This window comes from Paenibacillus sp. FSL H8-0122 (genome assembly GCF_038005345.1).
Lineage (GTDB): Bacteria > Bacillota > Bacilli > Paenibacillales > Paenibacillaceae > Paenibacillus_AQ.
The window spans coordinates 3,028,107-3,054,115 of the sequence record NZ_JBBOTB010000001.1 but is presented as its reverse complement, the minus strand read 5'-3'; the positions used below and the strand labels follow the sequence as shown (position 1 = coordinate 3,054,115).

At 47.8% G+C, this 26,009-nt stretch carries 22 protein-coding genes; 19 read left to right on the top strand and 3 right to left on the bottom strand.

All coding sequences use genetic code 11. The annotated features are described in order from the left end of the window. Positions 1-260 precede the first annotated feature (260 nt). The 6 genes from nirB (at position 261) to NSS64_RS13290 (ending at position 5,510) form a co-directional block, all read left to right on the top strand. Complete coding sequence (gene nirB / locus NSS64_RS13315; RefSeq protein WP_341140426.1) at positions 261-2,690, top strand: nitrite reductase large subunit NirB; 2,430 nt, start codon at positions 261-263, stop codon at positions 2,688-2,690. Between the two features lie 18 nt (positions 2,691-2,708). Beyond that, complete coding sequence (nirD, locus tag NSS64_RS13310; protein WP_076086655.1) at positions 2,709-3,020, top strand: nitrite reductase small subunit NirD; 312 nt, start codon at positions 2,709-2,711, stop codon at positions 3,018-3,020. A gap of 38 nt (positions 3,021-3,058) precedes the next feature. Next, positions 3,059-3,946 carry a formate/nitrite transporter family protein gene (locus NSS64_RS13305; RefSeq protein ID WP_341140425.1) on the top strand — a complete coding sequence of 296 codons (888 nt, stop codon included), beginning with the start codon at positions 3,059-3,061 and terminating at the stop codon, positions 3,944-3,946. Further along, a complete protein-coding gene (cobA, locus tag NSS64_RS13300) occupies positions 3,943-4,710 on the top strand; it encodes a uroporphyrinogen-III C-methyltransferase (RefSeq protein ID WP_341140424.1) in 768 nt (255 codons plus the stop codon). Before NSS64_RS13305 ends, cobA begins: the two co-directional genes overlap by 4 nt. Before the next feature lie 235 nt (positions 4,711-4,945). Continuing rightward, positions 4,946-5,266, top strand: coding sequence for an iron-sulfur cluster biosynthesis family protein (locus NSS64_RS13295; RefSeq protein ID WP_340940926.1), 321 nt, complete (start codon positions 4,946-4,948; stop codon positions 5,264-5,266). Then, the gene (locus NSS64_RS13290) at positions 5,253-5,510 is read left to right on the top strand and encodes a hypothetical protein (RefSeq protein WP_341140423.1); all 258 of its coding nucleotides are present in this window, start codon (positions 5,253-5,255) and stop codon (positions 5,508-5,510) included. The genes NSS64_RS13295 and NSS64_RS13290 overlap by 14 nt, the downstream gene beginning before the upstream one ends. Before the next feature lie 150 nt (positions 5,511-5,660). Here the strand turns inward: NSS64_RS13290 and NSS64_RS13285 are convergent, their stop codons facing one another. Then, complete coding sequence (locus NSS64_RS13285; RefSeq protein ID WP_341140422.1) at positions 5,661-6,419, bottom strand: SDR family oxidoreductase; 759 nt, start codon at positions 6,417-6,419, stop codon at positions 5,661-5,663. Positions 6,420-6,559: 140 nt separating this feature from the next. Here NSS64_RS13285 and NSS64_RS13280 point away from each other — a divergent pair, with 140 nt between their 5' ends. Together NSS64_RS13280 and NSS64_RS13275 are read left to right on the top strand one after the other, a co-directional pair. Further along, a complete protein-coding gene (locus NSS64_RS13280; protein ID WP_341140421.1) occupies positions 6,560-7,942 on the top strand; it encodes a sedoheptulokinase in 1,383 nt (460 codons plus the stop codon). A 185-nt stretch (positions 7,943-8,127) separates the two neighbouring features. Beyond that, positions 8,128-9,045, top strand: a complete 918-nt coding sequence (locus tag NSS64_RS13275; protein WP_341140420.1) for a class I SAM-dependent methyltransferase — start codon at positions 8,128-8,130, stop codon at positions 9,043-9,045. On the opposite strand, the gene NSS64_RS13270 is transcribed toward NSS64_RS13275, so the two are convergent. Next, on the bottom strand, positions 9,035-9,634 hold the full coding sequence (locus NSS64_RS13270; protein ID WP_341140419.1) for a hypothetical protein: 600 nt from the start codon (positions 9,632-9,634) through the stop codon (positions 9,035-9,037). The two genes, NSS64_RS13275 and NSS64_RS13270, sit on opposite strands and share 11 nt — an antisense overlap. 191 nt (positions 9,635-9,825) lie before the next feature. Between NSS64_RS13270 and NSS64_RS13265 the strand changes: the two genes are divergently transcribed. The 7 genes from NSS64_RS13265 to NSS64_RS13235 all read left to right on the top strand — a co-directional run bounded on the left by NSS64_RS13265 (position 9,826) and on the right by NSS64_RS13235 (position 19,204). Then, positions 9,826-10,308: a GNAT family N-acetyltransferase gene (locus tag NSS64_RS13265; RefSeq protein ID WP_340992831.1), complete on the top strand. Its 483-nt coding sequence runs from the start codon at positions 9,826-9,828 to the stop codon at positions 10,306-10,308. Positions 10,309-10,599: 291 nt separating this feature from the next. Beyond that, entirely contained in the window at positions 10,600-12,597 is a 1,998-nt protein-coding gene (locus tag NSS64_RS13260) for a hypothetical protein (RefSeq protein ID WP_341140418.1), read from the top strand. Beyond that, positions 12,597-13,082, top strand: a complete 486-nt coding sequence (locus NSS64_RS13255) for a hypothetical protein (protein ID WP_341140417.1) — start codon at positions 12,597-12,599, stop codon at positions 13,080-13,082. Before NSS64_RS13260 ends, NSS64_RS13255 begins: the two co-directional genes overlap by 1 nt. 258 nt (positions 13,083-13,340) lie before the next feature. Beyond that, positions 13,341-13,709 (top strand): hypothetical protein, encoded by a 369-nt coding sequence (locus NSS64_RS13250; protein ID WP_341140416.1) that lies wholly within the window; start codon positions 13,341-13,343, stop codon positions 13,707-13,709. A gap of 10 nt (positions 13,710-13,719) precedes the next feature. Continuing rightward, complete coding sequence (locus tag NSS64_RS13245) at positions 13,720-14,448, top strand: hypothetical protein (RefSeq protein WP_341140415.1); 729 nt, start codon at positions 13,720-13,722, stop codon at positions 14,446-14,448. Position 14,449: 1 nt separating this feature from the next. Next, complete coding sequence (locus tag NSS64_RS13240; protein ID WP_341140414.1) at positions 14,450-14,947, top strand: hypothetical protein; 498 nt, start codon at positions 14,450-14,452, stop codon at positions 14,945-14,947. A 336-nt stretch (positions 14,948-15,283) separates the two neighbouring features. Next, complete coding sequence (locus NSS64_RS13235; protein WP_341140413.1) at positions 15,284-19,204, top strand: galactose-binding domain-containing protein; 3,921 nt, start codon at positions 15,284-15,286, stop codon at positions 19,202-19,204. Between the two features lie 207 nt (positions 19,205-19,411). Here NSS64_RS13235 and NSS64_RS13230 read toward each other — a convergent pair whose 3' ends face one another. Continuing rightward, positions 19,412-20,257, bottom strand: coding sequence for an SAM-dependent methyltransferase (locus NSS64_RS13230; RefSeq protein WP_341140412.1), 846 nt, complete (start codon positions 20,255-20,257; stop codon positions 19,412-19,414). 428 nt (positions 20,258-20,685) lie between these two features. Here NSS64_RS13230 and NSS64_RS13225 point away from each other — a divergent pair, with 428 nt between their 5' ends. From NSS64_RS13225 to NSS64_RS32760, 4 genes are all read left to right on the top strand, one after another. After that, entirely contained in the window at positions 20,686-22,497 is a 1,812-nt protein-coding gene (locus tag NSS64_RS13225) for an ABC transporter ATP-binding protein (RefSeq protein ID WP_341140411.1), read from the top strand. 1 nt (position 22,498) lies between these two features. Beyond that, positions 22,499-24,250 carry an ABC transporter ATP-binding protein gene (locus NSS64_RS13220; RefSeq protein ID WP_340940904.1) on the top strand — a complete coding sequence of 584 codons (1,752 nt, stop codon included), beginning with the start codon at positions 22,499-22,501 and terminating at the stop codon, positions 24,248-24,250. A 55-nt stretch (positions 24,251-24,305) separates the two neighbouring features. After that, positions 24,306-25,370: a radical SAM/SPASM domain-containing protein gene (locus NSS64_RS13215; RefSeq protein ID WP_341140410.1), complete on the top strand. Its 1,065-nt coding sequence runs from the start codon at positions 24,306-24,308 to the stop codon at positions 25,368-25,370. A 256-nt stretch (positions 25,371-25,626) separates the two neighbouring features. Next, positions 25,627-26,007 carry a lasso peptide biosynthesis B2 protein gene (locus NSS64_RS32760; protein ID WP_445667794.1) on the top strand — a complete coding sequence of 127 codons (381 nt, stop codon included), beginning with the start codon at positions 25,627-25,629 and terminating at the stop codon, positions 26,005-26,007. Positions 26,008-26,009 lie beyond the last annotated feature (2 nt).

The window sequence follows — 26,009 nt, the reverse complement described above, 5'->3', positions numbered from 1 at the left end:
TATATTATATAACACGAATTCAGCATTCTTGTCGATAAATTAAATTAATTAAATTTTATATGTCATAATTATTGACGTATCGTAGACGGCTGTAGTATAGTCGTTTTAACAAATTCAACAATTCACGAATACAACGATGTATTCGGCTGAAGCGGCAATGGCGCCTGCTCTCACTAATATCGCTTACGGGAAATGTATCTTTTCCGGGCGGAGTGAAGCGGGCTATTTCTGTTGTGCACCTGGAGAGGAGAGAGATACAGATGACAGTGAAGCGTAAAAAACTGATAGTAGTCGGCAATGGGATGGCAGGGGTCAGAGCCATAGAGCATCTGCTCAAATTGGCGCCGGAGGCGTACGAGATTACAATTATTGGCGCAGAGCCTTATCCCAATTATAACCGCATCATGCTGTCTTCCGTGCTGGCAGGCGGGGCAAGCCTGGATGAAATCGTCATTAATGATCTCGAATGGTACCGCAGCTTCAATATTACCTTATATACGGGACACACAGTGACTTCTATTGATACTGCTGCACGTACAGTTTATACGGATAAAGGAGTTACCGCCGTGTATGACGAGCTGATTCTGGCGACCGGCTCCAATCCCTTCATGCTGCCGATCCCCGGAACAGAGAAGGAGGGCGTCATTGCCTTCCGTGACATCAAGGATACTCAAATCATGCAGGACGTCTCGCAAAAATACAGCAAGGCGCTCGTCATCGGCGGCGGTCTGCTCGGACTGGAGGCAGCCAGAGGGCTGCTGCATCTGGGGATGGATGTCTCGGTGGTTCACATTCACGAGTATATTATGGAGCGTCAGCTGGACGAGGCGGCATCCCGGATGCTGCGGGGAGAGCTGGAGGCTCAGGGCATGAAGTTCCTGCTGAAGAAGCAGTCGGAAGCTATTCTCGGCAAAAAGAGAGTCAAAGGCCTGCTGTTCGCAGACGGCGAGATGGCGGAGGCCGATCTGATCGTGATGGCGGTCGGGATCAAGCCGAATGTTATGCTTGCCCGCAGCAGCGGGATTGAGGTGAACCGGGGCATCGTGGTGAACGATTATATGGAGACCAGCCTGCCCGGTATTTACGCCGTCGGGGAATGTGCAGAGCATCGCGGCATTGCCTACGGCCTGGTAGCCCCGCTGTATGAGCAAGGCGCTGTGCTGGCGAAAAGACTGGCAGGTGCTCCCACAGAGGGCTACGCCGGTTCAGTCACCTCGACCAAGCTGAAGGTATCTGGTGTAGATGTCTTCTCAGCGGGACAATACAACGAGCAGCCCGGAACGAAGGCGCTCCGGTTCCAGGATGAGACGGAGGGGATCTACAAGAAGCTGGTCATCCAGGAGGATAAGCTGATCGGCGCTGTCCTGTTCGGAGATACGAATGACGGCGCGCAGCTCTTCTCGATGATCAAGAAGGGCGAGAATATTAAGGGGCGCGAGAAAGAGCTGCTGCTCGGCCTGGAGGCCGATGCGCTGGCTTCGCCCAAGGGCAACCGGCTGGAGGGGATGCCGGATGATGAGATCATCTGCGGCTGCAACGGAGTCACGAAGGGAACCATTGCCGAAGCGATTACCGCCGGCGGCTGCACCAGTGTCGGCCAGATCAAAGCCTGCACCAAAGCCTCCGCCTCCTGCGGCGGCTGTAAGCCATTGGTAGAGGGACTGCTCCAGCTCTATGCCGGAGAGGCGGCCGTTACGGTCAAGGAGGGAATCTGCGGCTGCACAACGCTCGGGCGGGATGAGATTGTCGCCGAAATCAAGCGGATGAAGCTGACCACGGTGAAGGAAGTCATGCATGTATTGTCCTGGAATAACGAGGAAGGCTGCCCGAAATGCCGCCCTTCGCTGAATTATTACCTGGGTATGCTCTGGCCGGAGGAATACGTGGATGAGAATGAATCCAGATATACAAATGAGCGCTACCATGCCAATATCCAGAAGGACGGGACTTATTCAGTGGTGCCGAGAATCTACGGCGGTGTCACTTCTCCTGCGGAGCTGATCAAGATAGCGGAGGTCGCGGTGAAATACGATGTGCCGCTGGTCAAGTTCACCGGCGGGCAGCGCCTCGATCTGCTGGGCGTGAAGAAGGAGGATCTGCCGAAGATGTGGGAGGAGCTGGATATGCCCTCCGGCCATGCCTACGGCAAGACGCTGCGCACTGTGAAGACCTGCGTAGGCTCCACCTTCTGCCGCTTTGGGACCCAGGATGCGCTGGGGATGGGAATTCGGCTGGAGAAGGCTTTTGAACGGCTGAATGCTCCGGGGAAGGTGAAGCTGGCTGTATCCGGGTGTCCGCGCAACTGTGCGGAAGCGACAATCAAGGACTTCGGAGTGGTGGCGATTGACGGCGGCTGGGAGCTGCATGTCGGCGGCAACGGCGGCGTTCATGTCCGGGCGACCAATCTGCTCTGCGTAGTGAAGACCGATGATGAGGTGCTGGAATGGGCAAGTGCGTTCCTGCAATACTACCGCGAGCAAGCCGGATGGAATGAGCGGACCGCACAGTGGATTGAGCGCGTGGGCCTGGACAGCATCAAGCAGGCGCTGGAATCCCCGGAGGAACGGGCGGCGCTGGTGGAGAGGATTCAGAAGACGCTTAGCCTGACTACCGATCCATGGAAGCAGATTGTGAATACCCCGGAGCTGCGCAAGAATTTTGAGGCGATCTCGTTACCCGAGACGGTCTAAGGAGGAACCGAAATGACAATGACTAAGCTGCTAATCGGCAACCTGAATGAGGTAGATATCAAAGGATCACGAAAATTACGGGTAGGCGATACCGAGATTGCCTTGTTCCGGCTAAGCAGCGGAGAGGTGCTGGCGGTGGAGAACCGTTGTCCGCACAAGGGCGGCCTGCTCTCGGAGGGCATGGTCTGCGGCTCCAAGGTGCACTGCCCGCTCCATGACTGGCGGATCGAGCTGCATACAGGCGAGGTGCAGGCCCCCGATACGGGACATGTGACCACCTATGAGGTGGAAGTCGATCACGCCACAGGCAGCTTGTACTTAACGATCTGATTCATTCATCCATGGACACGTATAAAGGGGGATTCATAATGGACTATGTCAAACCAGGCGAAGTGCTGGGCTCCATGATTGAAGCGGGAAAAACCAAAGCAGAACTGGGCATCATGCAGCTCATTGTCCGCGGCAGTCTCGGCGGTGCCATTCTGGCATGCGCTACCACACTGGCCTTCACCGCAGCGGCACAGACCAAGATCCCTATGGCGGGCGCGATTCTTTTTCCGGTAGGCTTCGTGATGATTATACTACTCGGGCTGGAGCTGGTTACCGGCAGCTTCGCCTTGATTCCGCTGGCCGTACTGGAGAAGAAGACCACGATCGGGCGCATGCTGGGGAACTATTTCTGGGTCATACTCGGACATTTGATCGGATGTGCCGTCTATGCTGCATTATACGGGCTGACGATTACGAGGATGGGTACCGATCTGTCGAACCCCATGGTGCAGACACTGATTACAGCAAGTGAAGGGAAGACGACGGCTTATCAGAGTCTGGGGGCAGAGGGTCTGGCACTGGCCTTCATCAAGGCGATGCTCTGCAACTGGATGGTTACGCTGGGTGCGGTGATGGCGATGACCTCGAAATCCACCTCTGGCAAAATCCTCGCCATGTGGCTCCCCATCCTGACCTTCTTCGGACAGGGCTTCGAGCACACGGTTGTCAATTTCTTCGTCATTCCCGCGGGGATGATGCTTGGAGCGAATGTGACTATGGCGGACTGGTGGATCTGGAACGGCATTCCGGTGCTGCTCGGCAACTTCGCGGGCGGGCTGTTGTTCACGGGCTTGCTATTCTACTTATCGCAAAAAGGCAGCAGGTCGCAAAAAGACAGCAAACCCGGAGCAACTGCGGCAGCAGAGCTTCCGGGACGCGGAGAGGCGGGGCTCCCGGGCACACCTGCCCTGGAGAAAAGCGTATGAAGCAGGGCAGCATATCTATTGTAGGCGCAGGTCCGGGTGATCCCGAGCTGATTACATTGAAGGCGCTGCGGCGCATTCAATGTGCCGATGTGATTCTGTACGACCGGCTGGTGAATGAGGAGCTGCTGGACTATGCCCGGGTCGATGCTGTACGCATCTACTGCGGCAAAGCGCCGGGTCTGCATTCGATGCCGCAGGAGACGACAGAGCGGCTGATGATCCGCCATGCCGCAGCCGGAAGCCACGTGGTCCGGCTAAAGGGCGGCGACCCGTTCGTGTTCGGCAGGGGCGGGGAGGAAGCGTTGTCCGCTGCCGCTGCCGGTATTCCTTATGAGGTGATTCCGGGAATCACCTCGGCGGTGGGCGCAGCCGCTTCTGCGGGCATTCCGCTGACCCATCGCGGTGTGGCGGCCTCCTTCGCCATCGTGACCGGCAGCCGCTGCCAGACCCAGGATTCGCCGCTGCGTTGGGATGCGCTGGCCCACGGTGTGGATACGCTTGTGATCTATATGGGCGTAAGCAAGCTGGGGGAGATCTGCAAGGAGCTGCTGGTACACGGCAAAGATCCGCAGACCCCGATTGCACTAATTGAGAACGGAACAACGGTGCGCGAACGGATCGTGACCGGCACGCTTGGCAATATCGACAAGGTCGCCGCCGCGTTGAAGATCAGCAATCCGGCCATGATCATTATCGGTGAGGTGGTCCAGGTCAGAGCGGAGCTGCTGAATCTGGAGGAAACTGTACGCTCGCAGATCGGGTGAAGCGGAATAGGGCAGGCGCCCACATCTCCGGGCCGCAGGCCGGGTTATGGCAGCGCCTGTTTCTGTGTTATATTCAGGGAGGAGAGTACATCGCTGCTGCGGCATGCTGCGCTGGAAGTCACTTTTTCACATTCTTAGTGACTGCTGTCACACGGGTCTGCGCAGATTAGGGACTATACTTGTCGCCTACAGTTACAGCATGCCGGGCAGATGGCCCTGAAAGGAGAAATTACAGATGCAGATTGAGCTTAATGCAATGACCCGCGAACGGCTGGAGCAGAGTCTGGCCGGGAAGCCCGGGCAATTCAAAATGTTCTACGATACGGAGGACTGCGGCTGTAATGGCGTGCTAGTGATCCGGGTAGTCAGCGAGCCTTCGCCGACAGATATTGTGTTTCAGACTGAGCCGTTCACCTTCCTGTGTGACCGCCAGCAGGAATTGCTGTTCGATGACGTGATGCGGCTCGAAGCAGAGGCCGGGTATCCGGCCTACAAGCTGACGAGTGATTCCACCTTGTTCGGGAGCAATATAAGGGTGCAGGATGCGCGGGGCTGAAGGAGATAAAGGTAGCATAAGCAAGGAGGCCATCTGCCCGCAGAGTGACGGGGGATGGCCTTTATATAAGGGAAAACCGAGCATATCGGGCATGGCGGAGACTCGTGAGCTGATTGTAATCGAAAAACCGATTACAATTGGACTGGGAACGCCGTGTAGGCCGAATGTAATCGAAAAACCGATTACAATTGGACTGGGAACGCCGTGTAGGCCGAATGTAATCGAAAAACCGATTACAATTTGACTAGGCGCGCTGCGTAGGCCAAATGTAATCGAAAAACCGATTACAATTGAAATGGGGACGCCGCAGCATCCAGTCCTGATGCGGCCCAAAGGTTGCAAATGAGGGTGCTATTTCGCAATAGTGCCCCTCATTTCGCTTTAGGTCCTCAGATTAATAAGCAGTCCACCCGCCGTCTGCGGTAATGACTGCCCCATTCACAAAGCCTGCTTCCTCTGAAGCCAGGAACAAGGCGAGCTGTGCGATTTCTGCGGGCTGGCCCATCCGTGGATTAAGCGCCATGCCCGGCTGTGTACGTTCCATGCCAAATGGATGGATATGGGTCATGGTTGAACCAATATTGGTCTCCACACCGCCCGGCGCAATCGCATTGCAGCGGATTCCCTTGGCAGCATACATGAATCCGGTGTTCTTGGTAAAACCGATAACCGCATGCTTCGAGGCTGTATAAGCCGCACCGGCACGGGCACCGAACAGACCGCCTACCGAGGCAACGTTAATGATAACACCCTGTTGTTTTTCCAGGAAAATAGGCAGTACCTTGCGCGTAGCACGCATTACCGAAGTTGTATTGACGGCGAGAATCCGCTCCCAGCTCTCATCCTCAATATCACCCGCCGGTTCAAAGTTATCCATGATCCCCGCATTATTCACCAGAATATCTACCGTGCCGTAGGTGCTGACTGTACTGTCGATCAGATTCTGGATATCAGACTCATCTGCAACATTTGCTTGTACCGCCAGGGCTTCCCCGCCGCGAGCTTTAATGTCACCGGACACCGTCTCCGCAGCCTCCAAATGAATATCCGCCACTACGACCTTGGCTCCTTCCTTCGCATACAGGACGGCAATCGCCTTCCCCATCCCGGATGCCGCCCCGGTCACTACAGCTACTTTGTTGTGAAGTCTCATATATGTACCTCCGTGTATAGTTGTTTTTCTCTGGTCTAGTATCTTTTGCTTCATAGTGTTTTATGCGCCCGGTTGACGCTATCCTTCGCGAAGGCTTAACATTGGGCTATACAACAGGGAAGAGGATGGAGCCTATGATTATGGCCGGACTAGATATAGGAACTACATCCATCTCCGGGCTGCTTTATGATCTGGAGAAACGTACGATTCTGTATAGTATTACGGAAGCACAAGCGGGCCTGCCTATAAGGCTGAATCAGGAATGGGAGCGGCTGCAGGACCCGGAATTGATTATGAAGCAGGTGGAACATATACTTGAACGTCTGCTGGCGCAGCAGCCGGAAGTAACGGGAATTGGCTTAACCGGGCAGATGCATGGCATTGTCTATTTGGATACAAGCGGGAGGGCAACAGGTCCGCTGTATACCTGGCAGGATGGACGGGCGGGACAGCTCACCGGAGGGATGGACAGTCCTACCTATGCGCAGCAGTTCAGTGATCTTACCGGGTACATTGTAGCTCCCGGCTATGGACTCGCCACCCATTACTATAATGTGTCCGGGCAGCTTGTCCCTGAGCGCGCAGTCAGCTTCTGCACAATTGCGGACTATATTGCGATGAGGCTGGTGAACAGTGAAGTGCCGCTGATTGATGCAACGCAGGCAGCGGGGATCGGGGGCTTCAGTCTGGGGACAGGGGATTTCGATAGAAACGCGATTGGTATGGCCGGCATCGACCCTTCGTTATTGCCGCAGGTCGTCCCCTCCGGGACGGCAATCGGCAGCGCGGCACAAGGCATTCCCGTATACACTTCGCTTGGGGATAATCAGGCCAGCTTCCTGGGCAGCGTGCCGCAGCCCGGAGAATCCCTACTGCTGAACATCGGCACAGGGAGCCAGCTCTCGGCCTGGTTGCCTGACTGCGCCAAAGCTCCTTCCGCGATGGAGGTACGCCCGTTCCCTGGCGGCGGGGTGCTGATGGTTGGAGCCGCCCTGAGCGGCGGCAAGTCGTATGCCCTGCTGGAGGGATTCTTCCGGCAGCTGATCACCGCATACACCGGAGAAGCGCCGACAGATCTCTATTCCCTGATGTCCAGGCTGCTCAGTGAAGAGGTGCCGGGAAGCGCCAGCACAAGACTTACGGTGAATACACAGTTTCTGGGGACAAGAACAGACCCGGAGAAGCGCGGCAGTGTGGAGGGAATCACGCTGGAGAATTTTACTCCCGGCAGGCTGGCCCATGCTTTTCTGCAAGGAATGGTAGATGAACTGCGCGGTTTCCTGGCAGAGCTGGAACAGCAGGGCGCGGGTACATTCAGCCGCCTTATAGGCTCAGGCAATGCGCTGCGGAGTAATCCGGTCCTGTGCGCCAAGGCCGAAGCAGCCTTCGGACTAACGCTTGAGCTTGGTGAACATGCTGAAGAAGCGGCGGTAGGGGCGGCGCTCTGTGCCGCTGTCGGCAGCGGGGAGATCGCAAGCTTCAGTGAAGCAGGTGCTTATCTTAGCAGAGCCCGGCTGAGCTAACGGGAAGGGGGCTGTCCCAAAAAGTGACCAATGGGCTTGTTAAACCAAGGATGAACAGGGAATATTGTGATATTCAACATTGACAAAATAAATTATTTATGCTATAATTTACATATTAATAGTTTGTGTATATAATAAGGTTCTCCTGGCCAGGGGAATCTTATTTTTGTATGGAGGAACCACCAATGAAGCAGAACAAGTCCAGCATGACTGCCTTAGTGGCCGCTTTTGGCCGAGCCTATCACAGTATGTATGACAATCCCAAGATATTTAATGATGATGTGGCGCACAAGCTGATATCTCCGCAGGAGTTCGCGGATATCTGCAAGAATATGGTGCAGGGGATTACTTTCTTCAATCCCGAGATCGCGGAGAGGTACCCGGATGATCCTGAAGCCATCTTGAGATGGATTGTCCAGGTCCAATTATCCCCCACACCGCTGGCACGAGCTGCCTACTGTGAGGCTATTGTGCTGCATGAGCTGAATCTCGTGCTGGAGCAGTATGTGATTCTTGGTGCGGGGCTGGACAGCTTTGCCTACCGTTATCCTAACCTCATGGAGCGGCTTGCGATTTTTGAAGTCGATGCTCCTGCTACCCAGGCATCCAAGCAGCAGAGGCTTAGGGATGCGCAGCTTGAGATTCCGGGGAATCTTCATCTCGTGCCCATGGACTTCACAGGCGAATTCTCGTATTCAGGCCTTTATAAGCAGGGGTTCGATTCTGACGCTAAGACGTTATTCAGCTTGCTGGGGGTATCCTACTACCTCACCAAGGAGGAGAATGCACGCCTGATTAAGGAGCTGCTAGCAGGGGTTCCTTCAGGAAGCTCTATCATTCTGGATTATGCGGACGAGTATCTAATGGAAGAGCAGGGCGTATCCGGCCGGGTGGCCAAAATGGTGCAAATGGCTGCCGCCAGCGGCGAGCCGATGCAATCCTGGTTCAGTTATGCGGAGATAGAGGAGCTTCTGGCTGAGGCCGGGTTGCTGGTCTACGAGCACCTGTCTCCGGCAGAGATCAACGAGAGGTTTTTCAGCGGCCGGAGTGATGCTTTAAGCGCTTTTGAGACGATTCATTATGTTCATGCGGTTAAGCGGTAGCTTCTTCTCCATAAATAAAAGCCTCCACCGCCGCTACCGCGATATTCCGGTCGGGATGGGAATTGTCGATCTGCACCACCTGTGCAGACGGGAGCGGCCAGGCTACGGTGCGGGGGCCTAGCGAAGCGCTGAAGCTCTCCCAGTGGGCGAACTTCCAGGCGTCGAGCGCGGAATGTCTGCCTTCAAGCCGTTCACGGAACATGGCTGCATCCGCAAGTCCTACCATAACTACCTTGACCTCAACTTCCTTCAGTGTGCGCCCGATGCGCGCCAGCTCGCGGCCGATCCACTCCGGATCGGCCGCTTCTTTGGTAAAGGGACCCACCACGTAGATGTCGCTGGACAGACCGATATTATCTAGCGCTGCATCCATAGTAATGCGGTAGCCGAGGTCGCGGCATAGTCTTTTATACTCATCGGAATCCCTGTCGTCAGGATCAAGCCCATGCATAGTCATAATAGCGGTTGCTGCCGGACGCAGCAGAATATCCATATCGAACACTGCCGCCGGACGCCGGGCTGCAACAGCCTTGGCTAATGTGGTTTTGCCCGCCCCTCCGGGTCCGAGGAAAAATACCAGCTTGTTCATCTGTCTCACTCCTTATCCTGCTTGCAAATTCCAGTATAGCAGGCGAATCGTTCAGCGGGAAGGAGCCAACCGGAGGGGGTGGCCTAGCCATTGCTAGTGTGTGACAGCAATTAGCAGGCAATGATATGATAGATTAACTGTACATTGAAGAAGGAAACGAAACAGATAGAGGGTAAAAGGAGGACAACGATATGATTACCATCCGTCCCATTGAGCGCAGGGATAATGCGGCCATTGAGGGGATTATCCGGGAGTGCCTGATTGAATTCGGCGGTAACCGCGAAGGTTTGGCTTGGGCAGATGACAGCCTGCAAGACTTATATACCTATTATAATAGCGCGGCGAACCGGGCTTACTGGATAGTGGAAGAGGACGGGCAGGTGCTGGGCGGCTGCGGGATTGCGGCATTTGACGAAGCGCAGCAGATCTGTGAATTGCAGAAAATGTACCTGTCCGCAGCCATCCGCGGCCAAGGCGTTGCAGCAGAACTGCTGGATACGGCGCTTGCCTTCGCAAAGCAGCATTACCGTAAGTGTTACCTGGAGACGCTGCTGTCGATGCAGGCCGCCGGCCGTTTCTATGTCAAGCACGGGTTCAGCCCGATGGATGGCCCGCTGGCCGGTTCCGAGCATTATGCCTGCGATGCATGGTATATCCGGGACTTACATAACTGATTACTGCGGAAATATGGGCACATGAAGAATTCACTTCTATAAACTTAATGGAAAATAAATCCGATAATAAAGGGATATGTATATCATTAATGGGTATATTTTGAATCCTGATATTGTACATTGGAATCCATTCTGGAGAAGGAAGCAGGGATCATAGTGTCTTCCACAAAGCTAGTATTTAACGAAGATGAAGTCCGGCGCCTGCAGTCGAAGATCGGCCAGGTGAGCCAGGACACTAATCGGCTATATCTTCAATTGAAGGGCCAGTCCAGCAGCTGGGGCGGTATTCCGATGGGCGATCATCTGGTCAAGGCCCAGGTCCTGATCAATGAATTAACCGTAGAAGCGGAGAAGTTAGAGGATATTATCCGGGTCGCCCTGAGAGGCGTCTCGGAATTGCAGGAAGAGAATAAACGACAGGCGGACAGGCTGATGGGGCAATTTAATCTTTTGTTCGCTGCCTTCGGAAGCTTGGGGCTGCAACCAAGTGCCGGACGGGTCTCCATCCCTGAATTTGTGCAGCGAAGTGCGACGAACCTCATCACTTCGATTGCTGCTCTATCGGGAAAAGATGAGCTTAGCAGGGACCCGGTGGTGCAGCAGCTCAGGAATGTCATTCAAACCTCCGGCCTGCTGACTGTAGAGAGTATCGCTGCACAAAGTAAGCTGAACGATATCTTCGCAGCGCGGAATGAGATCGCTAAGGCCCAGATGGCCTTCAAGGTGTATCAGGCGTTCGGCAATCAGGCGCAGATGGAGGCTGTTCATGCAAAGGCCGAAGAGGCCCGGCAGAAGCTGGCTTCTCTAGGCGTAGCCAAGATCTACTATGAACCGGGCAAGGATCTAAGCGCCCATTATAAGCAACCAGCGGTTACCGCCTGTGAGTATGATCCGTCAATTACGGCGGAGAAGGTTCCTTTACTACATAACGAAGAATATTTACTGCTTTTGCGGCTGGCCATGGAGAAGACCGCCGCCGGAGCCTATGCGCGGAGTCAGCTTGTGGCGAAGCGGCAGGAAATTCAGATCGCAGCGGCTCTTAAGCAGGTTCAAGAGCAGATGGAAGCGCAGCGGCGGTTGAACGGCCCACCGCTCACGCTGCCGGACGGCATGCCAATTACCGCAGATAACAAGGAAAATGAGACTACGTGGGACTTTTATCAGGCTAAAGTCTATGTGCCAAATGAATCTCTCACCCCGATGTACACCAGTTATCTGGGGTGGCTGGAGGATACCTACGGGCTGACGAAGTGGGAGAGTCGGGTTCGTCAGGCGGATACGGTGGTGCTGGCTTTTACCGAAGGCTTGGTGAAAGAGGTCGTCATGGGTGTAGCGGGCACGGCAACCTTTGCTTTCAAATTAGTTGTAGACCCGGTCAAAACCACCACAGAAATGAAGCAGCAAGCGCAATACCTCATTGACCATCCTGAAGTGCTGGTGGAAGCGGCGAAGATGGCGTATCATCAATTTGATGAGGGCACCCCGGAAGAGAAGGCGAGAATGCTGGGCTCGGTCGCTTCCATCCTCGTTCCTGGACTACAAGTCACGAAGGCTGGTAAAGTGGGAAAAGTGCTAGGCGAGGTAGAAGACGTCGTCAGCCAAGCGGCGAAGGATGCCCTGCAAGGGATCAAACAGAAGCTTCCGAATCTGGGTCCGGTGGTGCAGACGCCGGAGGGGTTTGTTTTCAAGATAGGGGAGATTCCAGATACTCCAGCCTTGCCAAAGACGCCGGTGCAGCAGCGGTATATGGATGGGTTGGAGGGTGGGGGGAGAAATGTTGAACTTAACGATCCTATAAAAATTAAAACTAATAAAGGGATGGAAGTCGAATTTATAAATTCTTCAGGAAATACCCTTAAGTATGTTGAACAGAATCCCAAAAATATTCCGAATGCCATCGAAAGTGCGAAAAATAGTTCTAATGCAGGAAAAGCAGTTGAAGGTAAGGTAGGAAACTTTGTTCAACAAAAGACTGAAGTTACCGGGTTTGGAGTAGAAGTAAAAAACTTGACTCTGGATAAGAGGGCGACTGATATAGATATCGCTACAAATACACATTTTATTGAAGTCAAAAAATCAGTGAGTGCTATTAAGACAGCTCAAATAGACAGATTAACAAATCCTAATAATATTGATTTTTTCAACCGTGAATTCAAAAATGTTATCTTGTATATTGATGAGCCCATGAAAAATTTAAATAAATTTGATATGGAAAAAATAGAATTTGCCAAGAGTCAAGGCGTAACTATTGTAAATTCATTAGAAGAACTAGGGAGAGTGCTTGAGTAATGGGGACATCAGCATATTTTTTAGACCAAGCAAATAACCATACAAAATTAACAAAGCTTATTGAAGATATTAAAAACATCTCTATAGAAAAAGAATATTATATGAGCCCTGTTTCATACGATCCTCAAAGTGAACATGAAGGAAAACATGCTTCTTTAGAAGTTGCATTAGTTAAACGATCAGATGAAGAGGAGACACCTCCAAATGATGTTTTAATAGATTTATATGAAGAGCCGCATAAATACCAATATCATTGCTTTTCTTGGTATGATGAGCAAATTACTCTTTTTAATGTTGCAGTTATTGATGAAGTATATAACAATGAACAAATAATTTTGGGCTTGTCGAGTGAAATTTTAAAGCATTATCCAGATCTCAAATTATGGATAGAAGAAGATTGGTTCTACACCTTGGGTGACATAGAAAAAATATCAAGAGGACCCTATGATAATGAATGGTGCTATAAGAATCCGATAGATTTGTAAAATAAATTACGGGAATATCTTGAATGCAGAAAAAATACTATGCTAAACAGAGGAAATGCACTACTGGGATGCTAGAGTATTACATTTAGCTTAGCAGCACAAAAGTTATCAATATGTTTCATTAAGGAGAATGGATATTTCCTCGATAGAACTACATTTGAATCTTAATTTTAATGAAAACCTTGAGTGGCTACGTGCCTTTCAAGGTTTTCTGTCGATTATTTTTGCGGTGCGGGAATAAATCGGAGCTCAACCCAGATGAAGGCTGTTCATGCACAGGCCGAAGAAGCCCGGCAGAAGCTGGCTTCTCTAGGCGTAGCCGAGATCTACTATGAAGCCGGCAAGGATCTGAGCGCCCATTATAAGCAACCAGCGGTTACCGCCTGTGAATATGATCCGTCAATTACGGCGGACAAGGTTCCATTACTACATAACCAAGAATATTTACTGCTGCTGCGGCTGGCGATGGAGAAGACCGCCGCCGGAGCGTATGCGCGGAGTCAGCTTGCGGCGAAGCGGCAGGAGATCGAGATGGCGTATCATCAGTTTGACGAGGGCACCCCGGAAGAGACTGGGCTCGGTCGCTTCCATCCTCGTTCCTGGATTCCAGGTCACCAAAGCAGGTAAAGTTGGGAAAGTGCTGGGCGAGGTAGAAGACGCCGTCAGCCAAGCGGCGAAGGATGCCCTGCAAGGGATTAAGCAAAAGCTTCCCAATCTGGGTCCGGTGGTACAGACGCCGGAAGGGTTTGTTTTCAAGATAGGGGAGATTCCTGATACTCCAGCCTTGCCGAAGACGCCGGTGCAGCAGCGGTATATGGATGGGGTGGAGGGTGGGGGTGGTAGAGTTGAGGGGACGGATAATTCTAATAGTATTGTTAAAATAGTTAAGGACGGAAATAAAACAAATTATAAGAATCCTGCTGGGAATGAGCTATCGTGGACTAATCAGCATCCTAGAAGTATTAATAATGATATTGATGCTAAGTTAAACAGTTCAGACCCGGGTAAGGCTACCGAGGCTAAAGTAGCTTCTTTTGTAAGAGAAAATAAGGAAGTCACAGGGTTTGGACAGCAAGTTAAAAAGGCAGATAATAGTTTAGCTGGTGATTTAGATGTTGTTACTAAAGATGAGATTATTGAAGTTAAAAAATCAATAAAGGCAATAACAGATGTAGAACAGTTTGATAAATATATAAACCCAAATAACGGTAGTTATTTCAATCCCGGTCAGAAGAAAGTTATTTTGTATATTGACAAACCATTGACAAACTTACATCCAAATGATTTGAAAAAATTACAGGAGATTAAATCTAAGGGCGTTACTATTGTTAATTCCCTGGATGAACTTAAGGAGGCGTTAAAATAAAATGGGTACTTCGGCAGTTATTTTGACACTAAAAGAAGAATATTCCCCTGAGAAATTGTTAGCAGATACAATAGTCTCAGTATTCCATGCTAATGCAACTCTGTATTTTCATAATAATAAAAATTATTCGGATAATGGGGAATTTTCGTATACTACACTGAACATTAATAACAATTCATTTGCAGAGAAAAGTGAACAATCATTTATTTTTTCTGTTCACGCTATTAACAGTCCAAGTGTTGATTTTTACTATCATGAAGATTTGGAACTGGATTCTAATTTATCATTATGTCAAGTTGGTCATATTGAAGATATTTATGGTGTTCAAAAATTAATTTTTAATTTTATTTATGAATACCTCAGATTGAATCCTGACAATTACTTTTGGGTTACAGATTATGATTGGGTTTATAGCTGGGGGGACATGAAAAAAATGAAATCTTTACCGTATGATCCGGATTGGTGTTATATAGATCCAAGGTTGATTGATTTACCTTGAAATATTCTGCCACCTAGTACTTTCCCAGATGGCTTGGGGTTTGGAGGGTAAATATAACAAGACGCTTTTAAGTTCCATAGTACAGGTCAATTATGGTCAGAATCTGCCATAGTTGATCTTTTTTTATTCTTGGCTAATCTCAATGATCAGTTTCATAGAATCACCTATCTTTTCCGTAGAAATAGCTCTTAAAGTGTTCGCTGCATTAAATCTATAATGAGTGTGTATTGCAGCGAGGGGAGGGCGGGATAGGGATCTCAACAGTTGTAATCGCTATCATTGTAAGGCTATGAATAAAACTGTGTGTCGTTCCACATCAGATTAAGGAGGAATAGAATGCGCAACAAGTATGTTACATGGTCGCTTGTAGTTACGCTGCTTATCTCAACGCTATTCATGGCGGCTGGACCGCTTACCCGTTCGTCGGCAGCGGGCGGACCGAATCTTGCACTTAACAAAATCATTACCGCCAGCGGGCAATCCCAGAATTATGCGCCGGATAACGTTAAGGACAGCAATCAGAATACGTATTGGGAGAGCGCAAATGATGCTTTTCCAGGGTGGATTCAGGTCGATCTGGGTGCGCTCACCAGTATTGACCAGCTTGTATTGAAGTTACCAGTCAACTGGGAGGCGCGGACGCAGACACTGGCGGTACAGGGCAGTACGAACGGCTCTACCTTCACGGATATCGTCGCTTCAGCCGCATATGTCTTCAATCCTGCGGTGGCGAACAACAGTGCCACGGTGAACTTCACCGCTGCCAGCACGCGTTATGTCCGTCTGTTGTTCAGTGCGAATACTGCTTGGCCTGCGGGCCAATTGTCCGAGCTTGAAATCTACGGTGCCAGCAGCCCAACTTCTGCACCTACAGCGGGGCCTACTGCATCGCCTGTGCCAGCGGGCACCTATGAAGCAGAGGCTGCCGCATTATCCGGCGGGGCGAAAATGAACACAGATCATGCGGGATACTCTGGCACGGGATTCGTAGACGGTTATCTAACCCAAGGTCCGGCCACCACCTTCACGGTAAATGTGCCTGCGGCGGGTACACGGAATGTTACGCTGAAGTATGCCAATGCAAGCGGAAGCGACAAGACGATCAGCATCTACGTGAACGGAGTTAAGCAGCGCCAGACCACCTTGCCGAACCTGGCGAACTGGGACACCTGGAGCACGAAGGCTGAAGCCCTCCCGTTGAATGCTGGCAGTAATAGCATTGCTTACAAATACGATGCAGGGGATACGGGCAATGTCAATTTGGATCTAATTACGGTAGCAGCTGCAATCATCTCCACGCCCGCACCTTCACCTACAGTAGCTCCAACAACTGCCCCTACACCAACGCCGGTAACTACCCCGGCCCCTACAGCTACGGTGGCACCAACTTCCGCACCAACACCAGCACCGACAGCAACACCGGTGACTACACCAACGGTGTCCCCTGGAGGGAACATCGCCATTGGTAAGGCGATCAGTGCATCCTCCAACACACAGAATTTCATTGCCGGTAATGCCAACGATAACAACACGGCTACTTACTGGGAAGGCAGCGGGAATCCCAGCACCCTTACGCTTGACCTTGGAGCCAATCATAATATCACTTCGATTGTGCTGAAGCTGAATCCGGCGGCCGAATGGGCAACCCGGACGCAGAATATTCAAGTCCTGGGACACAATCAGAATTCAACAACCTTCAGCAATCTGGTTGCCGCCCAGAACTATACCTTCAATCTGGCATCAGGCAACACGGTGACTATCCCCGTGACAGCAACCGTTAAGCGGCTTCAGCTTGCTATCGCCGCCAACTCCGGTGCGCCCGGAGGACAAATTGCCGAATTCCAGGTATACGGTACACCGGCAACGAACCCGGATCTGACGATCACCGGCATGAGCTGGACACCTGCTTCTCCGGTGGAGACCAGCGCAGTGACCCTGAATACTGTGGTGAAGAACAGCGGTACAGCCGCAGCCGCAGCGACGACTGTCAATTTCTATCTGAACAACGAGCTGGCGGGTTCGGCACCGGTAGCGGCTTTGGCAGCAGGAGCTTCGGCATCCGTCTCCTACAATGCAGGGACGCTAACAGCCGGAACTTATCCGCTTAGTGCTAAGGTAGATGAGGCGGGCCAGATTATTGAGCAGAACGAAAGCAACAACAGCTATACAAATCCTGCTTCCCTGGTCATTGTTTCTGTCTCCAGCTCCGACCTTATCGGGACCACCTCATGGTCACCGGATACACCGGCAGCAGGCAGCAGCGTAACCTTCTCTGTCAATCTTAAGAATCAGGGCAATCTTGCTTCCTCCGGGGGTGCACACGGAATCACTGTTGCACTGAAGAATCAGGCAGGCGCCACAGTGCAGACCTTCACAGGGTCATACAGCGGTGCAATTGCTGCCGGGGCTTCGGTGAATGTGTCTGTTCCAGGCACATGGAGCGCAGTGAACGGAAGTTACACCGTCACTACGACGATTGCCGCAGATGCCAATGAAGTTATAGCCAAGCAGGCCAACAATGTAAAAACCGTTAATCTCGTCGTATACGCTCTGCGCGGAGCAAGTGTACCCTACAGCCGGTATGACACGCAGGATGCGACCCGCGGCGGTTCAGCGGCGCTGAAATCGGCACCGAATTTCGATCAGATGCTAACCGCTTCGGAGGCTTCGGGCCAGAGCTATATTGCTTTGCCGTCCAACGGCTCTTATGCACAATGGACGGTGAGAGCGGGCCAAGGCGGCGCCGGGGTCACCATGAGATTCACGATGCCGGATTCGGCAGACGGCATGGGCCTTACCGGAGCGCTGGATGTGTACGTGAATGGCGCCAAAGCCAAAACCATTCCGTTAACCTCCTATTACTCCTGGCAGTACTTCTCCGGCGACCAGCCTGGTGATGCACCGAGTGCCGGACGCCCGTTGTTCCGCTTCGATGAAGTACACTGGAAGATGGATACACCACTTCAGCCTGGGGACACGATCCGTATTCAGAAGAACAACGGGGACAGTCTTGAATACGGCGTAGATTTCCTGGAAATTGAGCCAGTACCGGCGGCCATTGCCCGTCCGGCCAACTCAGTGTCGGTCACCGATTACGGCGCAGTGGCAGGAGACGGACAGGACGACCTGGCCGCCTTCAACAGTGCGGTTACAGCCGCCGTCACCAGCGGAAAATCTCTCTATATTCCGGCTGGAACTTTTAATCTGAGCAGTATGTGGGTGATTGGCTCGGTCAGCAATATGATCAACAACTTCACGGTTACGGGTGCAGGCTATTGGCATACCAACCTGCAATTTACCAATCCCAATACAGCCGGGGGAGGGATCTCCTTCCGTATCCTGGGCAAGCTGGATTTCAGCAACGTCTATATGAACTCGAATCTGCGGTCCCGCTACAACCAGAACGCGATCTACAAAGGCATGATGGATAACTTCGGCAATAATTCAGTCATCCATGATGTCTGGATCGAGCATTTTGAATGCGGAATGTGGGTGGGTGATTATGCCCGGACCCCGGCGATTTTTGCGAATAATCTGCTTGTCGAGAACAGCCGTATCCGTAACAATCTGGCGGACGGCATTAACTACTCCCAAGGAACCAGCAACTCTACCGTCCGCAATACCAATGTGCGCAATAACGGGGACGATGGTCTGGCCGTGTGGCCGAGCAACACCTTTGGTGCACCGGATGGTGTGAATAACACGTTCTCATACAATACGATTGAGAATAACTGGCGTGCTGGCGCTATCGGCATCTTCGGGGGCAGTGGTCACAAGGCGGATCACAACTACATCATCGACACGGTGGGCGGCTCCGGTATCCGGCTGAATACGACCTTTCCGGGAGCGCATTTCAACAGCAACACAGGGATGATTTTCTCGGATACGACGATTATTAACAGCGGCACCAGCCGTGACCTGTATGACGGGGAACGCGGCGCAATTGATCTCGAAGCTTCGAGTGATCCGATCAAGAATGTAACCTTCACCAACATCGACATCATCAATACCCAGCGCGATGCTATCCAGTTCGGCTACGGTGGCGGCTTCTCGGGTATCGTATTCAACAACATCAACATCAACGGCACAGGTCTCGATGGAGTGACAACTTCCAGGTTCTCCGGCGCCCATAAGGGAGCGGCAATCTACACGTATACCGGCAACGGTTCGGCGACCTTCAATAACCTGACTACCAGCAATATTGCATATCCAAGTCTGTATTATATTCAGAGCGGGTTTGGGCTGTTGATTCAGTAGCTAGAGATAGACAGGGGAGGGGCCTAAATGGCTCCTCTTTTTTTTGGTTTTAGCCAGTTGAGTGCGTGAAACGTGCGAAAATCAGGACCACCCGTCCAACGGAAGGTCCTGATTTTTGTTTCTTAGAAGATCCCTGTTGAGTTGGTGGTCTTCCTTTGAGTGGTCTGTTCTTCCCAACAAGATTAAGGACATGAAGATATGTATTTATTAAAATGAGTGCTTACTAAAACAATCTAACTCCGAGGCTCTATTAATGGCCGCATCGACTGAATATGAGTAGTCACTGTTTATATTTTTTTGATTATTATTTCCCCATTCCAAATAAATAAAAAATTCTAATGTACCATTATTCCCTGTAACTTGACTATTGGTAATAGCAATTATCTCATAGTCTTCGATAAAGTGATTACATAAATCGGTTAATATATCACGGATGGTATCGATACTGTCGAATTCCCCGCTTCTGCGTATATCAGAAGATGCTACTTCAAACAGAGGTTTAATTAAAGCAATTACAGTTCCGCAATCCCCTATGATTTCTCTACATAATGGCAGGGCATATTTTAATGAAAGGTATGACAAGTCTAAGGTGATTACTTCTGGAGAAGGGAATAACGAAAGCAGAACTTTGTCAGCAAGATTGGTTTTTTCCATATTCACTATTTTTTTATCGAATAGTAGTTTCCCTGCTATTTGACCGCACCCTACATCAACAGCATAAACAAGCTTTGCTCCATTTTGTATCAGGCAATCAGTAAACCCGCCAGTAGAAGCTCCGCAATCCATTACCACTTTTCCATTTACATCAATTCCAAAATCACGTAATGCGCCTGCTAATTTTAAGCCTCCTTTATTTACATACTTTCTTTGATAATACCTTTTAATTCTTACTGTTCCATCTACAGGAACTTTGTCGTTAACACTTATTATTAATTCATCGTTAACCAAAACTCGACCTAATATTATCCATTTTTTTGCCTCTTCCAAGCTATCAAACCAATTTTCTGAAATTAATTTATCAATGACAATACAACTTTTTTTATTTTTCTTCATTTAGAAAACTCCAATTTTAGATAGAATAAGTGCCTTGGTAAAAATGATTGCGCATAATTATCATTTAAATGTTCAAAAGCATAAAATTATTTATTCATTTGTAAATATTAAATTAATAATTTATGATTTTCTTTTAATATTGTAATTAATACCATAGGAAAAAACATGAGTCAATAGATAAAAATGTAACAATAAAAATCCGATATTTGTTTAAAATTTGTATTTAATTTTAAATAATTTCAATATTATTACAAATTAGTCGCTTTACAGATGGAAAATGCTGTGATAAGATGCAAATTAATTAGAAGGGAAGTGGTTTTATGTAATTGTAAAATGTAAACTTAAATGTTCATTTGTTTATTTGTTGGGGCGCAATTGAAGAAAACAATTTATTAAGTGAAAACACTAATTCCAAAAAACAAGGTGTGATGAAGCTGCAATTACTACGATATTGTCTGGACCCGATAAAAATCATGATAAAGTTTTGTAAAGCTCATGCCATACTCAAAATAATTTTGTTAATGGTGTCAGCGATTTTGGCTCCGTTAAGCTTGTTGCTAACAGAAGATCTAATCGACAGTGTATCTGAATTATACAAAGGCAATGCGGGTTACACCCACGTGGGTCTGAACCTGGTGCTACTACTTATCACTATTTTGACAATCTCCCTTTGTACGTCGATGGAGGGTTACCTCAATATAAATTTTGATAGATTATTATTGAAAAACTGGACACCGGTCGTATTGAACAAGTATAAGCAGCTCAAATACAGTTGTTTTGAAGATCAAGAAACGCAGGATATTATTTTTCAAATGAGTGACCATCCTAGTGAAAGTATCAAAAACAGTTTTCTTAATATCACGCAGATAGGCAGTTCTCTGCTTTCACTGGTACTACTAAATCTGGTATTTGCAAAGGTTTCTGTCTGGTTGTCAGTACTTTGTTTTTTATTCACGGTTCCCATGCTTTTTCTAAACTATAGAGCTATGACTATCCTCGACAGCCTTTTCTACAAACAATCTGCCGAAGATCGGAAGTTGGGATATTTGTTAGGGTTGTTGACTACTAAATCTTCCCTTTCTGAACTCAAATTATTTTGTGCGGTAGAATATATCGTTAATCAATGGGGAGGGATCAGAAGTAAAGTTTATAAAGAGAGGGTGGGCGCCAATGTAAAATCTCAAAAACTTATCTTTATCAATACTTTATGTGTTATGGCTTGGACGGTGCTAATTATTATTACGTTAGTAAATTATATGTACAACGGACTCATTACTTTAGGGCTTTTTGTAGCTTTAATGGGCTCTCTCAATTCGATTATCAGTATATCTGAGCAGGTCTCCTGGGAATATTCCGAATACTCCCGAAATGTATTGAAGACAAAGTACTATAAGCGTTTTATGTCTTTGCCTGAAAGTGAAGAGAGCGCTGATTTCAAAAAAGAGAGGTGTTTCAATAATCCTGAAATTTGTTTTAATGATGTCTACTTTTCATATCCCCAATCTCAAAAACCGATTCTGCAAGGTGTGTCTCTGACGATAAGACATAATGAGAGAATTGCAATTGTCGGTAAAAATGGTGCTGGAAAGTCTACGCTAATTAAGCTGTTGTGCGGGCTTTATCAACCTGATAGGGGGGAGATCACCATTAATGGTATAGCGCTTTCAAACTTGAGTCAGCATGAGATTTCTGCTCTTTTCAGCGTCGTCTTCCAGGATTTTATGAAATACAGTTTAACTGTACGGGAGAATATAGCCTTAGGGAATATTACAAAAATCCATAACGATGCAGCTATAGATAAGGCCTTGGGACAGGCTGAAACAATGGGATTCCTTAAGCTTTCTGGGAAAGGACTGAACACGCCTTTAGGGAAGCTGGAGGATGACGGCATAGACCTATCTGGAGGCGAGTGGCAGCGGATTACTCTAGCCAGAGCACTTTTCGCGGATTCTTCATTTATCATACTAGATGAGCCAACAGCGTCTTTGGATCCGGTTGCAGAAAGTGAACTTTATCAATCTCTTTCTTTAGTTATAAAAGAAAAAGGTTCGATCATGATCTCACATCGCTTGGCAAGTGCCAAATTGGCAGACAAAATCTTTGTTATAGATGATGGGCGGATCTGCGAAGAAGGCAACCATGATGAGTTAATCGCCAAACAGGGAATTTATGCTGAAATGTTCAGAGCTCAGGCGAAATGGTATGACATGGATAGAACCTCTTTGAGAGTGGGCTACTAATATGTTAAAGCAGCTGGCTAAAATATTTAGAATAGCAATGGACTCTTCGCCCGGATCGCTTTTGATTATTATAATTAGTTCGGCAGCCGGTTTCTTATATCCCGCTGTCTCAACCAGGATTTTGTCATCGATCTTTCATGAGTTTAGCAACACGGCTTTGTTAAATCTGCATAAAATTTATTTTTTCATGGTGCTATTTATAGCGATTTATATCCTGAAAACCATCCTTCAGAGTATCGCTGGGTTATTTGTGTCTATTGGGATTTACGAGAAACTGGGATATCAGCTTAATATTTATATAGGCGAAAAGTGTACGAAGCTTCCTTTTATCAGCATGGAAACACCTGAGATATTAAATAAGTTAAATAGAGCAAAAGATTGTGTAACGAGAGCGGTAATTCCGCAATTAATTATGATTACAATCAGCGTATTCTCCAGTTTCATCTCGGTGCTTCTTGTAATCACTCTGTTAGCATCCTATAGCTTATGGTTTATTCCAATCTCCTTGCTTAGCGTGCTTCCTTATTTAATAGCCAGAATTATCCGGGGTAAAGAATTTTACTATTTGAAATGGTTTCAGGCCCCCAAGCAGAGATCCCTGGATTATTTCTGGAGTCTGTTCAATAATAAGCAGGCTGTAAAAGAAATGCGGGTTAACGGCAGCGGTGATTACTTGGCTGAGAAGTGGACTTATTATCGTGATGCTGTGTTGAGTCAAGAGTGGAATTTCAGAAGGAAAGATAGTCTGACTTTACTGGTGTGCGATTTTCTCAGGGCACTTGGATACTTGACCAGCATATTTTTTGCCTACAGACTTGTTATCCATCATGAGATAACAATCGGACTGTTCGGTGCGTGTATTGCTGCTTTTGCAATAGTGCAAGACCAGACAAGATCTTTCCTGGTGGAATTAGGCCGTTTTAAAGAACACTTGTTGTTCTCGAAAGACTATCTTGATTTCTTGGAATTGGAGGAAGAGGTTGAGGGCATAGCACAAATAAAAGGAGATTTTAATCAAATTATTATGGACAATGTTTCTTTTCTATACCCGAATAGTACAGATTATGCTCTGAAAAATGTGAGCCTACAAATACACAAAGGAGAAAAGCTGGCAATAGTCGGAAAAAACGGGAGCGGGAAAACCACCCTGGCAAAATTAATCATGGGGATGTATTCATCCAGCAGCGGCAGCATTTATTACAATGGAACGGATCTGAAGGCTATCAATAAAACAAGTTATTATTCCCTCATTTCTTCTATATGGCAGGATTTTGTTACCTACAAACTTACCATCAGAGAGAATATTGCGATTAGTAAGACTCAAAAAATGGATAGCGATGAGGCTATTTTAAATGTTGTGAAAATGATGGGGATGGAGAAGCTTGTCAGAGAAAACGGATTGGATACCCCTATCGGAAGTGAATTTGGCGGGATTGAGTTATCGGGTGGAGACAACCAGCGGCTTGGATTGGCCAGAACGATGTTCCGGGATAGTTCAATGGTTGTTCTGGACGAACCAACTTCTGCTATGGACCCGACATTCGAATCGGAAGTGCTGGAGAAATTCCTGGAAATTTCAGAGAAGAAAACATCCTTGGTTATTTCTCATAGACTGGGGCTATGCAGAGTGGTGGACAGGATTATCGTCATGAATAATGGTGAAATTGTGGGAATCGGGACTCATAAAGAACTGCTTGAGAACAATGCTGAATACATAAAACTCTATACAGCTCAAGAACAGTGGTATCACTAGTCCACCCGATAGTTTTAAAAACTGATTTTAAATTAAATGAAGCGGGAGTGGAAATATGGTATTAAGTGAGCATATTCTCAGTGTATTGCGGGCTAAAAACGTACCTAGTCATGTTCAAATTGAATTAACCAAAAGATGCAACTGGAGATGCAAGTTTTGTTATGCCGAGTGTGATGAAGACGATGGATTAGATACTGCAACATTGTTCACTTTGTTGGACGATTTAAAAAGAATAGGCACGATTGAAATTAATTTTACTGGTGGAGAACCTTTATTAAAGAGAAGATGTATAGAAATATTTGAAAGGGCTAAATCAATAGGGTTTGGCCTGTCCCTTAATACCAATGGTTCACTAATAAATGAAAAAAACTATAGACAACTCTCTGAGCTGTTTTCGAGAATTGAGATAAGTTTGCACTCTGGAATCGAAAGCGAACATGATCAAATCGTACAGAGAACTGGAGCATGGAAAAAGACAGTTCATGCAATTAAATTGTTGACAGAAGCAAACGTGAAAGTGTTGATGAAATGTGTACTCACTCAAGAAACCCTTAACTCATTGAATTCATTAAACTTGTTATCCAAATCGCTTGGAGTCGAACTAGTAGTTGATTATAACATTACTTCAACATACAGCGGGAATACAAAACCTTTGCAATATAAATTAACAAATGAACAGATTTCCAAGTTAATAGAAACGGACAAATCAGTGGTTTATAAAGTATCTGATGATTATATAGAAGAAAATTATAAAAAAAGAAAACTTTCTGATGGCATCTGCCGGGCTGGAAGAACATCAGCTTTTATTGATGCTGAAGGAAATGTATTTCCATGTATTATTTTTAAAGATACAAGTGTGCCGGAAAACAGCGGTGGTTACACCGAGAACATTAGAACAAAACCGTTTGAAAACATTTGGAGGGACAATTCCTTATTTCATGAGATCCGTACTTTATCTGCGGCTGATTTTGATAAATGTTTAAGTTGTGAAATAGATAATTATTGCATTAAATGTATAGCGAAAAATTATAAGGCCTCCGGAGATCTTTCTAAACCGCAAAAAGATTTTTGTATCCAGGCTCACAGTACTTATGGCTGTTTAGTAGAAAGAAAATATTGAATATTAAATTTATATTATGGAAAGGAGGTGAACTCAATGAAGAAAATATATTTCAAACCAGAAATTGTATCTTATGGTGCGCTTGAAACAGTTGTGCTTTCTGGTAACTCAGCAAGCAGCTGTCACACTGCATGCCCTTATTAATTGAAGCTATAATATCTGTTTTTTAAAATCGTCAAATATCCTTCGGGTGGCACTTTCCTTTTTGACATTAGAAATGCCACCTGAGATATTTGTAATGTAGAAAGGAACCCCGATGCTGCAATTAATTTATGCTCTGTTTTTATTGAGAGAGAAGAAAATGAATGAAGTCATTGAGTACTCCCTAAAGCATAAACGTTTAAATCCGAACCTAAAAAAATTTATAAACGTTACAAAAAAAATGCTTAGCGTAAGCAATAATTCTTTGATTAATAGACATTTAGAACTTGGTTGTTTGAAAAGATCTCAGATCTTATATTATTTAGCGTGCCGATATGGTGTTTGTGTAACACTGAAGGTTGGATTCTGGCACTATTATGACATTCATAACCGAAAAGTACTTTCTGGACATGCTTGGGTAGAGCTAGACGGAGAGCCCTACTTCGAATCTCAGAGTATAAAGAAATATAAGGTTTCGTTTGAAGCGAAAAATTAGCT